Source organism: Microbulbifer epialgicus (genome assembly GCF_041447265.1).
Classification (GTDB): Bacteria; Pseudomonadota; Gammaproteobacteria; order Pseudomonadales; family Cellvibrionaceae; genus Microbulbifer; species Microbulbifer epialgicus.
The window spans coordinates 72,446-87,194 of the sequence record NZ_JBGMEK010000015.1 but is presented as its reverse complement, the minus strand read 5'-3'; the positions used below and the strand labels follow the sequence as shown (position 1 = coordinate 87,194).

The 14,749-nt window shown below is 54.4% G+C and carries 7 protein-coding genes and 1 pseudogene; 5 read left to right on the top strand and 3 right to left on the bottom strand.

Going from position 1 to position 14,749, the window contains the following annotated elements; genetic code table 11:
- The coding region (gene tnpA, locus ACCI49_RS09195) for an IS66 family insertion sequence element accessory protein TnpA (protein WP_442928486.1) at nt 1-194 on the bottom strand (194 nt) is incomplete at its 3' end.
- Nucleotides 195-319: 125 nt separating this feature from the next.
- On the opposite strand from tnpA, the pseudogene ACCI49_RS09190 reads away from it, so the two are divergent.
- Both ACCI49_RS09190 and ACCI49_RS09185 read left to right on the top strand, forming a co-directional pair.
- Nucleotides 320-619, top strand: a pseudogene (locus ACCI49_RS09190) (transposase); the annotation flags it as partial.
- A gap of 511 nt (nt 620-1,130) precedes the next feature.
- The gene (locus ACCI49_RS09185) at nt 1,131-2,168 is read left to right on the top strand and encodes an ABC transporter ATP-binding protein (RefSeq protein ID WP_371838663.1); all 1,038 of its coding nucleotides are present in this window, start codon (nt 1,131-1,133) and stop codon (nt 2,166-2,168) included.
- Nucleotides 2,169-2,324: 156 nt separating this feature from the next.
- Here the strand turns inward: ACCI49_RS09185 and ACCI49_RS09180 are convergent, their stop codons facing one another.
- Complete coding sequence (locus ACCI49_RS09180) at nt 2,325-5,054, bottom strand: family 20 glycosylhydrolase (RefSeq protein ID WP_371838662.1); 2,730 nt, start codon at nt 5,052-5,054, stop codon at nt 2,325-2,327.
- A 630-nt stretch (nt 5,055-5,684) separates the two neighbouring features.
- Here ACCI49_RS09180 and ACCI49_RS09175 point away from each other — a divergent pair.
- Nucleotides 5,685-9,047: a glycosyl hydrolase family 18 protein gene (locus tag ACCI49_RS09175; protein WP_371838661.1), complete on the top strand. Its 3,363-nt coding sequence runs from the start codon at nt 5,685-5,687 to the stop codon at nt 9,045-9,047.
- Between the two features lie 223 nt (nt 9,048-9,270).
- Entirely contained in the window at nt 9,271-10,392 is a 1,122-nt protein-coding gene (nagX, locus tag ACCI49_RS09170; RefSeq protein WP_371838660.1) for a transmembrane glucosamine N-acetyltransferase NagX, read from the top strand.
- Nucleotides 10,393-10,556: 164 nt separating this feature from the next.
- Here the strand turns inward: nagX and ACCI49_RS09165 are convergent, their stop codons facing one another.
- Nucleotides 10,557-13,184 (bottom strand): TonB-dependent receptor, encoded by a 2,628-nt coding sequence (locus tag ACCI49_RS09165; RefSeq protein ID WP_371838659.1) that lies wholly within the window; start codon nt 13,182-13,184, stop codon nt 10,557-10,559.
- A 419-nt stretch (nt 13,185-13,603) separates the two neighbouring features.
- Between ACCI49_RS09165 and ACCI49_RS09160 the strand changes: the two genes are divergently transcribed.
- Nucleotides 13,604-14,653, top strand: a complete 1,050-nt coding sequence (locus ACCI49_RS09160; RefSeq protein ID WP_371838658.1) for a LacI family DNA-binding transcriptional regulator — start codon at nt 13,604-13,606, stop codon at nt 14,651-14,653.
- Nucleotides 14,654-14,749: the final 96 nt, after the last annotated feature.

The following is a 14,749-nucleotide window of genomic DNA, read 5'->3' as shown; positions in this document are numbered from 1 at the left end:
GTAGTGGCCACAGGAGACTTGATATCCACGGGAACAAAGTCAGGGGTATCAGACACCGAAGTTTGTTCGGATAGTTTGCGGTACCAGTAGAGGAACTGGCTGTAGTTTAAGTTGTGCTTTCGAGTATAAGCGCGCTTGGATTGAGAGCTTTTCTCGTAGGTCCTGACATGACTTTGCCACTGCTGCTGATGCATGGGGCTTTCCTCCGAAGTTGATGGAGGGGGTATCTTGGCAGCCTGCCAAAGCAAGTTGAACAATGTGGTTCATGTACCGCTTACGTTTGACCCAATTCCTTAAAGAATACGGAAGTGAAGAGCAGTGCTTCAACGCTGTGAAATACGCTGGCTGTGCGCATGAAAAGATTGTTTGTGGTGGCGGTCGAGCTTCTGTTGATGAACCTGAATTTTATTGGGTGAATACTGTGCTCGGTAATTTAAAGAGTGCTCTGCGTAGCACGCACCGTGCGATTTAGCCGAAATATGCGCAGCGTTATTTGGCTGAATTTCAATATCGGTTTAATCGAAGACTTGATTTGTCAACGCTCATTCCCCGACTTATTTATGTCTCACTCCGTACACCACCAATGCCGAAAAGGTTGCTGAAAGTTGGCTTAGCATAGATGGTAATTAGGTAAAATTTTACTCCTGTTTCCCTCACTTCAAACAGTAATTCCATTCATCATATCGACCTCAGTATTGATGAAAGTCCAGTGAAGATATCCCTCCCTGAAAAATTCAATGTGGGCGATGTATTATTATCTTCGCTCGAAATCACTCATAGCCCAATACACGACGAAATGCCAAGGCTAATGGTATAACCGGAATTGGGCCCGCTTATTTTACAATTAGATATCGATACTATTCAGCTGATCACTGTGATTCTGGAATAGGCGAAATCTCAATATCTACGAGAATGGATACATTAACGTATGAGGTTTATGGTGAGTGTTTTAACAACCCACCTGCTTAAAAAACACCCAGCCCCTGATACGACAAAAGAAGCCTCTGCTGCGCTGCTAAAAGTATGCTTCACTCTGGGCTGATTACCGGTTAGTTTAGTGATAACTATGATCAGCAGCTACACCCGAAAGCTGCCCAAAGTGTTTAAAAGCCAAAACTACCGGAAAACCCGTGCATCCCATACTCTCTATTGGAAACCTGCAGTGCCGCTACGGCGAGCAGGTGGTTATCGAATCAGTTTCCTTTGCTTTACAGGAAGGGGAGATTGCCTGTTTGTTGGGCCCCAGCGGTTGTGGCAAAACGACGCTGCTGCACGCCATTGCCGGTTTTCAGCCGGTTACAGAAGGGAGTATCCAACTATCCGGGGAGGTGATTTCCTCCCCTGAGATACAGGTTCCAGCAGAGCGGCGGAAAATTGGGGTGGTATTTCAGGACTATGCCCTCTTCCCACACCTTACTGTTGAGCAGAATATTGCCTTCGGTATCCAGTCAATGCCAAAAAGTGAGCGGCAATCCCGCACCCAGTCGCTGCTACAGCTAGTACGGCTCGAAGGCTTCGGGCAACAGTATCCGCACCAACTATCCGGCGGTCAGCAGCAGCGTGTCGCTCTGGCTCGAGCGCTGGCACCACGCCCCAAGTTGTTGCTTCTGGATGAACCCTTCTCCAATCTGGATACCGAGTTGCGCCGCAGTCTCGCCAGTGAAGTACGTCGCATCCTCAAGCAAACGGGGACTTCGGCCCTGCTGGTGACACACGACCGTAACGAAGCGTTTGTCGCCGCGGACAAGCTTGGCGTCATGGGAGAGGGGCAATTGTTGCAATGGGATACACCGGAGCAAGTGTATCAGGCACCCGCTAATGCCGACGTCGCGCGCCTGACCGGCAGCGGCAATCTGTTGACAGGAGTGGTCACTGACAACCGGCTGGTGCAAACCCCGATGGGCTTGATGAATACAACGGAAAACACTCTTCAACCTGGTACCCGGGTGAAGGTTTTCGTTCGCAGTGGAGGCATCGAAATAGGGGAACATGAGTACGCCGTGCCAGTCTTGATCGCAGAGCGCGACTTTCTTGGCGAACAGTGTCTCTATCAGTTAACCCTGACCGACGGCCAAACCGTAGAAGCCAGCCTCCCCGCCCAGCCCGAACTCAGCAGTGGTGTATCGGTTCCAGCCCGTGTGACCCGCGCCCTGGTTTTCCCCGCCTGATCACCATTCACCATCATGCAGCAATCCCTCGGATCAAGTCTCGGGGTTGAACTCCTGCTAAGAATGGTGGCGATAAAGCGTTCCGGGAAACAGTATCGAGTGAAAGGAAGAGGTACGAAAGGAAGGGCCCCGCGCCGGAGCCCAAGAGTTGGAAGATTACAATGTCTCTTCTACAACACTGACAGAAACAGCGCGACTGACGCGGCGGCCATCGGCGCTACGCGCTCGAATGGCATCTACTTTCTCTGCTGGTGTCTCGGCTGTGACGGGGCGCCAGGATTCACCATCATAATATTCAGTGACCAGCCCCGGGAGGGCCTGGGCAACTTTTAGGTGCCCTCCGTCATTCAACGCCCCTGGCACCGGGATGCGATACCCTACCCCGGTAAGATCCAGCTTGAGTAGCTCTTTGTGCCCCAGCGCGGCAGCAAATGCTCTCCAGTCCGCCTCCAAAGCGGCAACATCAACGAGACCACTCTCAGCAGAAAACTCCTGCCCCGGGACCGCATCCAACTCCCAGGATGCCTGGTGCCACGCCCGCTCGGCAAGGGCCAGCAGCCGCGGGAACATCATATATTCCACCTGCGCCTCGGTGCGCACCACTTCGCTCCACAGATTACCTTGTATACCGCGTACGCTGTTGGCAAAGCTTTCACCTGCCGCTTTCGCCGACCAGGCATTGCCATCGCGATCAGTAGATACTTCTGCCAGTTGGGCCGTGACCAGAGGGGCGTAACTGAAGGTCTTACGTGTGTCGGTATGGCGTGACGCCCAATAGTAACCAAGCTCCTGCGGATCGACCTCGTAAGGCATATCGAAGTACAGAAAGTCGGAGTGAGACTGCACCACGTCAAATCCGACGGCGGCGAAATGCGAGCTTTCATCACCACCACCCCAGAACAGCGGGGCCCAGGAGTTGACATAGTTGTTTTCTGTCGCGAGTTCCTCGCCGGCATCTTTTACAGCTTTAACACCGTCATTCCATGCGCCGAGCGTGGGAATCCCGGCATCATGGACCAGAGAGGCAACACGGCGCGCGTAGTAGCTACCCAGCTCCGAGATGTCCGCAACCGCGCCACTGGCAACCAGCTTCTGGCACTGAGGGGAGCCCGACCATGGCTGCTTGCGAGCACCAGCGTCAACGTCTCCTTTGGCGGGGTCCTGCCCTGGCGCATCTTCAAAGCTGTCACCGGCGAAAATATTGACGGCCTCATCGCCACCGAAATGCCAGCTTTGCAGCGGATAGCCTGCGCGCTCGTGCATCGCCTGCACCTCAGACATCACCTTGCCCACAAACTGGTAGGTGGAGTCGATGCAGGGGTTAACGTAGCTGTCGTCATAGAACTGGACCGACAGGAAACGGCTGTTGTCTTCTGCATCAATCAGTCGGTAGCGCGCAGCCGCTTTCGGATCTGATTCCACCAGACGACGATAACGCGCCTCCATCGAAACAACCGCAGCACGGGCATGGGCGGGCATATCAAATTCCGGGATCACCTCGATATGACGCTCACCGGCATAGCGAACAATCTCGATGTAGTCCTCGACACTGAAATGGCCGCTGCCATTGTTATCCGTATTAGGGCCAGAGCCCAACTGAGGTAACAGACACAGGTTCTCTTCCAGGTCGAAACAACGACGAGAACCAATCTCAGTGAGTTCTGGCAGACCGGGCACTTCCAAGCGCCAGCCTTCGTCTTCAGACAGGTGGACATGGAAACGGTTGAGTTTATAAGCCGCCATCTGGTCGAGCAGCTTGAGCACCAGCGGTTTGGTATGGAAGTTACGGCCTACATCGAGAAAGAGCCCGCGATGGGGGAAACGCGGCGCATCCTCAACCCGGGCTGTCATCAGCGTGCCGGCGCGTACATTGATCAGGCCAAGTAACGACTGAAGTCCATAAAAGGCGCCCGATTCGTCCGCGGCGGTCACCAAAGCACCTGTCTCACCCGCCTCAAGCCGGTAAGATTCCGCAGTATTCGCAAACAGCTTTGTATCGATCACCACCGATACGGGATAGGCTCCGGCGCCTTCACCAACGAGGCTAAAGGCATCCAGACGCTGTTTAATGACGTTGAGGGTCGCCGTCGACAACGCCCCCCCATCCACAGAAAGACCCGCACTGACATCAACGGCAATACCACGACTTTCGAGCTTCAGAGGCTTGGGGATAATACGGGACTGCCACTGATCACCTTCCTGAACACCACGCCGGGAAAATTCCTCAAACCGACTGGTTGCAGTCGCCAGGACATTGGCATCCGTGGATGCCCGCTTCCAATTATCCCGGTGGTTTTTCTCAATCGGTAGTACCAGTTCGGCAATGCTATCGGAATCAGTGGATTGGATAACCTGTGCCTGTCCGTTCGCATCGACGGTAAACAGACGCGGCATAAAGTCAGATTCGAACTGGAACCAGTACTCGGCGAGAAAATCGAGCTGCAGCGTCTCCCCTTGTGCCACCCCAGGGAAATGGGCCAGCGGTACCAAACGGTGCAGATCTCCCTTGACATGCTCCAGGCGCAAATCGTCACGATTTATCAGCGCCAGAGTGCGGCGCACACTGTGGAAGTAGAGACTCCATTCCGAAGCACCCGGTGCCAAAGCGGCCTTGCCGGCGTTGGTCAGCGATATCCGGTAGGTCGAGCAAATTGCCCCGCTGCCGCCTTCACGCTTGCAACGCTCTTCAAGTTCGTCGCCGGTCGCCTGGTAGTTGGTGAGCACTTCCAACTGCACCGAGAAATCTTCGGCAATCTGCCGGGCCGAACCCCTCTCCGAATTGTCGTGCCCACCACAACCCGCTAGGGCGACCGTCAGTCCCAAGGTCAGGGAAAAGACTGAAATTCTTAGCTTGGTCTTATTCAAGGAGGGGATGGCGCGGAGCATGGGAATCCTTTTCTATTTGTTATGGCACCAGTGAATGCAGGGTCCACAATAACGAAAAAGACAACGCTGTCAACCAGTGGACTTGCCCCACGTACAAGCGGTACTCGGCCGGGTAGATCTCAGGCACCCGTTAATATTGCCGAAGCAGACGCTGCAGCGATTGCTACCACCAGGAGGGCTGGGTTTCTCAATAGATTGATTGGCTTCATGTAGGCTTCCAATTAACTTTGTTATTCGTGTGCCTCCCTTACCGGCTGGCGAGCTGGTCGCTGAACCGTAACGATCACCACCGGTAAAGCCCCTGCTCGATGCAGAAAAGCAACCCTCCAGCGCTCCCTCGTTTTCTCTCCTCGACCCCAGTTGATCAAACGACACCTCCCCGGGGCAAGACGCAATGCCTTGCCCCGGTCAAACTCTCGTAAAGTTCCGCTTTGTTTGTGATACGAGCCACATATCACCCCCAATGGCGGAACTTTCATTCCAACTCTCTTTACCTCGTAGCAATTCGTCCCTTTCTGCATTGCGATTCCCCATAAGCGATGATATTTTGACAGCGGTGTCATTTTTGGCAATCGCGTCACCTAACTGCCGATGACCAACAACAAAAATAAATTGCTCAAGGTGAACCCAATGAAACACTTTCTCGCGCTCGGCAGTCTTGCCGTGGCGATCTTTGCCGCAGGCCAGGCGCATGCCGTGGACTGTACAGGCCTCCCGGACTGGGATGCAGCAACGGCCTACAACGGCGGTGCAGAAGTCCAGTACAACAACAACGCTTATCGGGCCAACTGGTGGACACAGAACCAGAACCCGGAGCAGTTCTCCGGCCAGTATCAGGAGTGGACGCTGCAAGGCGCCTGTGAGGGTGCTGTTGACCAGCCTCCAGCCGGCTCCATCACCGCCCCCACCAGCGGTATGACATTTAGCGAAAATGACAGCGTTATCATTACCGTGGGCGCGAGCGACGATAGCCAGGTCGTCAGCGTGGAATTTTTCGTCGATGGTGCCTCTATCAGTACAGATACCAGCGCGCCCTGGCAGACCAACTGGACCGCCGTTGCCGGCAACCCGGTGTTGCGCGCACGCATAGTGGACGACGCGGGACAGGACGCGTTTACTACGGACATCACCATCACCGTTAGCGCGAGCGGCCCACAAGCCCCAGTCGTCTCGCTCGACAACCCGATAGACGGTACGCAATTGGATACCGGTGCGACTGTATCCCTCACAGCCAGCGCCAGTGACGCAGATGGCAGCATCACTTCGGTAGAGTTTTTCGTCGATGGTAACAGCCTGGGGAGTGACACCAGCGCACCCTACGCGATCGAGTGGACAGCGACCGAAGGCAGCCATGTCCTGTACGCAATGGCCACCGACAACGATGGCCAGAGCACCCAATCGGCCTCAGCCAGTATCAACGTCACCACACCCGATAACCCGCCAACCGTAACGCTGGATAATCCCGTCGACGGTAGCGTGTTTGATGAAGGCACCAGTGTCAGCATCTCGGCCACAGCCAGCGATACAGAAGGTGCGATTTCCAAAGTGGAGTTCTTTGTCGCCGGACAGAAAGTGGGCGAAGATTCCAGTGCGCCGTTTAGTATCGATTGGGTCGCCACTCCCGGCAGCGCCTCCGTTTTCGCGAGAGCATTCGATACCGCTAACCAGTCCACTGACTCCGCGCAGGTTTCAATCACCGTAAACGGTGAACCCGTAGCGGGTGACTTCCCCTGTCGTCCCGATGGCTTGTTTACCAGCCCCGGAACGGCACCGGACTACTGCGATATCTATACCGAGGAAGGCCGGGAGATCATGGGGGCGGATCATCCGCGCCGGATCATTGGTTACTTCACCAGTTGGAGAAACGGTGCCAATGGACAGCCCACCTACCTGGTGAACGATATCCCCTGGGACAAGATCACCCACATTAATTACGCTTTCGCCCATATCAATGACAGCAACGAAGTATCCGTCGGCAATACTGCCGATCCCGCCAACCCTGCTACTGGCATGACTTGGCCCGGCGTCAGTGGCGCAGAGATGGATACGGACTTCAGCTATCAGGGCCATTTCAACCTGCTGAATAAATTTAAGAAGCAGCATCCTGAAGTGCGCACCCTCGTTTCCGTCGGTGGCTGGGCAGAAACCGGTGGTTACTTCAACGAATCTGGTGATCGTGTTGCCAATGGTGGTTTCTATACCATGACCACCAATGGCGATGGCAGCATCAACCATGCCGGCATTGAAACGTTCGCCAACTCCGCCGTGGACTTTATCCGCCAGTATGGCTTTGACGGCGTCGATATCGATTACGAATATCCCACCTCAATGAACGATGCCGGCAACCCGCTGGACTTTGGCATCGCCAATCCGCTGCGCGGTTCTCTCATGAAATCTTATGTGGAGCTAATGCGTGTATTGCGTGAAAAGCTGGACATCGCGGGTGAGCAAGATGGCACCCACTACATGCTGACCATCGCCTCGCCGTCTTCCGGATACCTGCTGCGCGGCATGGAAACCATGCAAATCACCCAGTATCTGGACTACGTCAACATCATGACCTACGACCTGCACGGCGCGTGGAATGAATTCGTGGGCCACAACTCCGCACTGTACGACAACGGCGAAGATCCAGAACTGGCCGCAGCGAGTGTTTACTCCACTTCCCAGTATGGTGGTATTGGCTACCTGAATATCGACTGGGCAGTGAAGTACTTCCGCGGATCCATGTCCCCGGGCCGCATTAATATCGGTATTCCCTACTACACCCGAGGCTGGCAGGGCGTGAGCGGTGGCAACAACGGCCTGGGCGGCTCTGCCGCACTGCCAAACCAGTCCGACTGTCCGACCGGTACCGGCGGCTCTGCCAAGTGCGGTTATGGCGCCATTGGCATCGACAACATATGGCACGACCTGGACGAAAACGGCGTGGAAATGGGCGCGGGCTCCAACCCCATGTGGCATGCCAAGAATCTGGAAAGTGGCATCCTCGGCTCCTATGTCACGGACTACGGGCTCGATCCAGCAGGCGACCCGGACGATGCGTTTGTCGGCACTTACGTACGTAACTACGATGCTGTGTCTGAAGCGCCGTGGCTCTGGAACAGCACCAAGAATGTGTATATCTCCACGGAAGACGAAGAGTCGATGGACGCGAAGGTACAGTACGTCATCGACCAGGGTGTCGGTGGCATCATGTTCTGGGAACTCGCCGGTGACTACGATTGGGATGCCGCCAAGGGTGAGTACTATATGGGCTCCACCCTGACGACCCTCGCCTACGACAAGTTTGCCAGCGCGGTGCCCTATCGCGAGCAGCGCAGTGATCGCGTAACCCCGCCTGAAGCGATCGATGTGGGCATTGAAATTTCCGGATTCAAACTCGGCGACCAGAACTACCCGCTGAACCCCAAGCTGTACATCACCAATAACATCGGTGGTGTGTTGCCCGGCGGTACTGTATTTGAGTTCGATATGCCGACGTCGACATCCAACATCATTACCGATCAGAGCGGTGCCGGTCTTGAGGTCATCGAGGATGGCGCCAATTCCGGTGGCGGCAATGTCGGTGGACTTGAGAACGAATTCCACCGCGTGCGCTTCGCCCTGCCCGACTGGCAGGATCTTGCCGATGGCGAGACCTGGGATATGACCTTGAATTACTACCTGCCCGTTTCAGGCCCTCAGGCCTACACAGCCACCGTGAACGGTACAACGTACGCACTGGCATTCGAGCATCCGGAACTGCCCCTGGCGACGCTTGCGGGTGGTGGCGACGGCGGCACTGGCGGAGGCAGTGGAGGGACCAGCTGTGCCGACGCCGGTGTCGATACCAGCGGACTGGTGACCTATCCACAGTGGCCCTCTGGCGATCACGCCAGCGGCGGTCAGCAAATCATTCATGACGGCAGCGTATACCGAGCCAAGTGGTGGACAAATTCGGTTCCAGGAAGCCCCGATGGCAGCTGGGAATTTGTCTGCAACGTGAACTGAGTTTTAGCGGGGGCAGGAAGCCCTCCGCTGTTACAACAGGATGTTGCCAATTTCTCTCTGAAGACGTTACAGGTTATTACTCCTGTACTTGCCCCGGTCTCCGGGGCCTTTTTATTTTTGACCAAGGAATTTTTCTCATGCTCGTAAGCGCAACTTCCCGAACTGCACGCGCGACAATGACTGCCTCGCACTCATGAATCCTGGTACGGAATCAAGCGGTAGCATGCAACAACAGACCAACTACTCTCCCACTAGCCACAGGCGCCTGGCATCCGTCGATGCCTTGCGTGGCTTTGATATGTTCTGGATTATTGGGGGCGAATCCCTGTTCGCCCCGCTGCTGTCCCTGACCGGGCTCGGTGCTTTTGCGTGGGGACAGGCGCAGATGCAGCACAGTACATGGCATGGGTTTACCCTGTATGACCTGATCTTCCCACTGTTTATCTTTCTTTCCGGAGTTACCCTCGGTCTGGCCAATAAAACCTTGCGGGGCCAGTCACCACAACTACGCCAGAGCGCATACAAAAAAGCGGTCAAAAGACTGCTGATTCTTGTGGGTCTCGGAGTGCTTTATAACCACGGCTGGGGCGCAAGTGTTCCCCCCGACCTGTCCGAAATACGCTATGCCAGTGTTCTCGCCCGCATTGGCTTTGCCTGGTTCTTTGCCGCACTGATTGTCTGGCACTGTCGCCCCATCGCCCAGTACCTGATTTTTGCGGGTATCCTGTTTGGCTACTGGCTCCTGCAACTCGGGCTGGGGGATTTCAGCATCTCAGGATCAATTAACGCTGCAGTAGACCAATGCTGCCTGCCGGGCATCACTTATCAAGGCAAGCCGTACGACCCTGAAGGGCTACTGTCTACCTTGCCCGCCGTCGCCAATGCGCTCGCCGGCGTTTTTGCCGGCCGCTGGCTGCATCTGCACGGAGACCGGCCAGGTAAACTGCTCAAGGGATTGTTCCTCGCGGGTATCACCCTATTCGCACTCGGCTGGACCTGGAACCTGATTTACCCGGTGAACAAAGACTTATGGACGGGATCCTTCGCCCTCGTCACCATTGGTTGCAGCCTGCTGTTCCTCGGTTGCTTCTATCTGTTTGCGGATATATGGAAGTGGCGCTGGTTTACCACTCTGTTTGCCGTGATCGGTTGCAATGCCATTCTGGTGTATATGGCAAGCAGCCTGGTGAACTGGACCTACACAAGCAAGAGCCTGTTTGGCGGCATTGCCTCTGTATTTTCTTCTGCGGATGCCGGGAACCTGGTGATTGTTATCGGTGTGCTGACGGTACAGTGGATTATTCTCCACTGGCTCTACCGCCGAAAACTGTTTGTCAGCCCCTAGGGAGCCTCCATCAGGCCTTGCTCCACTCCCTGCTTGCGACACTATCAACGTACAGTTCATGCAGGATAAAAATACTGCTACTTATTTTCATCAACACCCATAATTACAATAATTCAGCGACAAAAAAAGCCGGGCAATGCCCGGCTTTTTCCATTCAACTTCGATTAGAAATTGTATCGTGCTCCCACAACGAAGCGACGGCCATTTTCATACAGGGACATGAGACGATCTTCATATTCGCTATACTCTACGACCTGCTCATTGGTGAGGTTCACTGCCTCCAGAGTGATCTGTGCGTTGTCAGTGACGTTGTACGAGAAGCTTGCATCCAGCTGACCAAACGCGTCATTGGACAGCGGGTTACCGTTCCAATGGAAGCCCTTGCTCCACTCAGAGCGATAGTTGTACATCATCCGCGCACCGAAGGTATCGTTTTCGTAGTAACCCATCAGGTTAGCCATGGTATCGGAGATTCCAACAACACTATCGGAACCAGTATCGGTGTAGGTGTAGTTCGCCTGAACACCAAAGCCGTTGTCGAAGTCGTGCAGCACAGCCAGCTCAACACCAGCGACCAGGCCACCATCACCATTCACCGGACGACTAAAGTCAACGTCAACCCAGGTATCAGTCTGTTCATCGTAACGCGCTTCGGTAAAGGTCTCCTGAGCCAGGTAGCTGTGGTTCTTCTTAATAAAGGTCGTTGCGGAGAACGCAGACACATCACCGTAGTACCACTCGAAGGAAACGTCCAGCTGGTCCGCCAGGAATGGCTTCAGCTGCGGGTTACCTGCCTGACCCTGTGGGTCCGGTGCATTCAGAGCACCAAAAGTCTCGAACGGAGAGATCTGGTTCCAATTCTGACGAGCCATAACACGAGCAACCGCAGTACGAACTACCATGTCGTCACTCAGATCATAAGCAATGTTGAAGCTCGGCAGGATTTCGCTGTAGTCGTTATCTTCAGTGACCCAGGCCAGGTAGGACGGGTTCAACCAATCGCGATCAACAGTTTGGAAGCCCCAGGAATCGCTGCTGAACTCATAGCCGGAAGAGGCTTGCTCAGTAGACACATAGCGCAGACCGAAGTTACCGCTGTAGTTGTCACCCTCGAAGTTCGCCTGAGCGTATACCGCAAAAATGTCTTCCTCCACTGCCCAGTTATTGGCCAGATCCAGAGAGCGCGCATAATCGGCGCTGACACCGTTAAAGCCAACAAATGCGATTTGTTCCATCACGTCACGCATTTGCGCCAGTGCGGTGGTGGAGTTACCACCGGCGGGCGTATCAAAACTCACAATGCCGCCAGAGTTCAAACCACAAGAAGATAAAGTCGGGCAATTTGCGAAGATATAACCAAGATATGAGTCAGCGAGATCCTCGTCGCCAGTCATAGTCTCAGGAGCATGCCAGCTGTATACGATGCGCTGCTGGGTACGCTCGGCGTTGCGAAACTTGGCACCCGTCTCGATAGAAGTAAATGCACCCGCCTCTATCGGCAACTCGAGATCTACCTGGAAGTAGGTTTCTTCATCAGTGGTTGGGCGCTCACCGCCCCAGATCCAGCCATCGGTAGCGGTATAAGCATCTGCATCACTAGGTGCTGGATTGGAGTCAAGAGATGGAGTGTTCAGGTCAAACTCATAGTCGCCACCGGACCAACCATACTCCCAAGAGGTCTCGCGATAAGTGCCGCCCTTGGCTGAAGTATTACCGGCAACAACATCTAAGCTGAATGCGTCAGTTACATATTCGGCAGTCAGAGTATAGGACTGAGATTCAGAGGAAGATACGCGGTTGATCCAGTTCACAACACCACTACCGTCACCAGAAATCTGGGAGGCCACGACACTGTTGCCACTCAGCTGACCATTAGTTGCATGATCGACCGCATTCTCTCCTGTTAATACCAGCCAGTTGGCATTCATGTTATCCGCATCCATGCTGGTGTCGAGCACATCCAGAGTCAGCTGCAGCTCTTCGATCGGGCGCAGCTGGGCAGACAGGAATAGCGTTTCGCGCTCACGCTCCTGGAAGAAAGTCGGGGTACCCATGGTGCCGGGAACCATTACGCCAGGAGTGGCTTCGTCGCTCCAGGACAGCACTTCAAAACCGGAACGCTGAACAGTGCGATCCTGCTTGGCCGCAGATACCAGCACACCAAAGGTTTCGCTATCGTTCTTCCAGGAGTACTGGCCAGAGATGCTCGGGTCATACTCTTCCGAAGTTTCGGAGTAGATGCTCTCTACTGCAATCGCAGCCTGACCCGCGTCGAGGTCAAGCGGACGGTGAGTACGTACATTAACGGTACCACCCAAGGAACCTTCGTCCTGAGAAGCCTGTGGACTCTTGGTCACCTCAAGGGAGGAAATCAGGGTGGATGGCAGCAGGGTAAAGTTGAAGCTGCGAGACGGATTATCCAGAATGAACCAGTCAGCAGTACCGACGGATTGACCGTTCAGGGTTGTACGGTTGTAATCTGGACCCGCACCACGAATAGAAACACGCTCCCCTTCACCGAACTCGCGACTTACCGCCACACCCGTGATACGGGATAGAGATTCAGCGATGTTCTTGTCTGGGAACTTACCGACGTCTTCCGCAGAAATTGCGTCGACAATTGCATCAGCATTTCGCTTGGTGCTCAAGGCATCCTGGAAAGAGCCACGAATACCGGTTACAGAGACTTCCTCAATAGCTTCATCCGACTGGGCAATAGCCAGCGGAGCCATCAGGCCACCACTAAGTACAGCTGCACTGATAGACAGAGCGAGTTGATTGCGCTTTAGCATCGATTTCCCCTTCCTTGCTTATTATTTATATGAAGGTTGTGAGTAATGTTTTAGCTTCACCTCGTACCGCAGGATGATAGCGCTGTCATTTAGACTTATGATAGCGTTGTCATTCTAAATAATCGAAGATACACAGGATTACCCGGAATTGCTACCGTCTTTGGAGTAAAAAAACCTTCGTTCTGAGCGATTGATGTAACGAAATTCCACGCCTCGTAGATGCCATAACCTTTTAATTTAAAGCCGTTAGTTCAAGGACGGAAAATCCGGGTGGCCGCTCAGCAAGCTTCATCCACATAAAATCCAGCACCTACTTACGCTACTCACGGCGAATTTCCGGTCATTTCTGCTAGGATGGCGGACAGACCAACGGTGCAGCGACCGGCGCCGACGAAACAGTTCAAGGACCAGACGGCCCCATGAAAGCCACCATTAACGACGTCGCCGCGCATGCGGGGGTATCCATAAAAACCGTATCCAGGGTCATCAACAACGAGCCCTCGGTGCGCCCCGCAACCAAAAAGAAGGTCGAGGATGCGGTCGAGGCCCTAAATTACCAGCCCAACCTGGCCGCCCGCAATTTGGCCGGCTCCCGGACATATACCATCGCGTTTATTTACGACAACCCGAACGCCTACTATGTGATCGATATGCAAAACGGTATCCTCAATGCCTGTAAGGCCCGGGGCTATGAGCTGCTGATCCATCCCAGTAACTCCAAGTCGGCATCGGTCCACGATGAACTGAAAAACCTGGTCGAACACTCAAAGGTGGCCGGAATCGTTTTGACTCCACCTTTTTCAGAAACACCGGCGGTGATCGAGACACTCCAGGATCTCGACGTAGACTACGTACGCATCGTTTCCAAAACCGCGGATGTAAAGGACCAGGACAACTGTATTCAGGTAGACGACTCCACCGCCGCGTTTGATATCACCCGCCACCTCATCGGGCTCGGCCACAAGCGCATCGGCTTCCTCTGCGGTGGAGAAGAACACATTTCTACCCACAGTCGTCTTGACGGGTATCGACAGGCCATGAAGGAAGCAGGTCTCCCCGTGGACGAATCCCTGATTCTCAAAGGAGAGTACTCCTTTGATTCCGGCGTTCAGGGTGCCAAAGCATTGCTTGGTACTGACAACCCACCCAGTGCCATCTTCGCCAGTAACGATGAAATGGCGGCCGGCGCACTCTTTGCCGCTCGATTAATGAATGTCGACATCCCGTCCCAGCTCTCCATCGTAGGATTCGAAGATAGCCCTTTCTCCAGGCAGACCTGGCCGAAACTGACAACGGCGCACCAGCCCAACAACGAAATCGCCAAGTGTGCTGCCGCACTCGTGCTGAGCAAAGCGCGCGGTAAAACATCCGGTGAGAACGCCAGCGCCAGCAAGGAAGCGGGTATTCAACGTGAATTCACTCCCGAGCTCATCGTACGTGATTCGAGCGGAAGCGCACCGGGCAACTGATCCCTCCAACACTTACCTCCTCCCCAAAAAAACCCTCCTTAAAGGAGGGCAGGTTCACGAGAGCCAAGAGATACAACGACGAGAATCAAACTGATT

Bases quoted from the DNA above. Each gene is read 5' to 3' on its own strand.
- ACCI49_RS09180 (WP_371838662.1), bottom strand. From the start codon at position 5,054: ATGCTCCGCGCCATCCCCTCCTTGAATAAGACCAAGCTAAGAATTTCA.
- ACCI49_RS09175 (WP_371838661.1), top strand. From the start codon at position 5,685: ATGAAACACTTTCTCGCGCTCGGCAGTCTTGCCGTGGCGATCTTTGCC.
- nagX (WP_371838660.1), top strand. From the start codon at position 9,271: ATGCAACAACAGACCAACTACTCTCCCACTAGCCACAGGCGCCTGGCA.
- ACCI49_RS09165 (WP_371838659.1), bottom strand. From the start codon at position 13,184: ATGCTAAAGCGCAATCAACTCGCTCTGTCTATCAGTGCAGCTGTACTT.
- ACCI49_RS09160 (WP_371838658.1), top strand. From the start codon at position 13,604: ATGAAAGCCACCATTAACGACGTCGCCGCGCATGCGGGGGTATCCATA.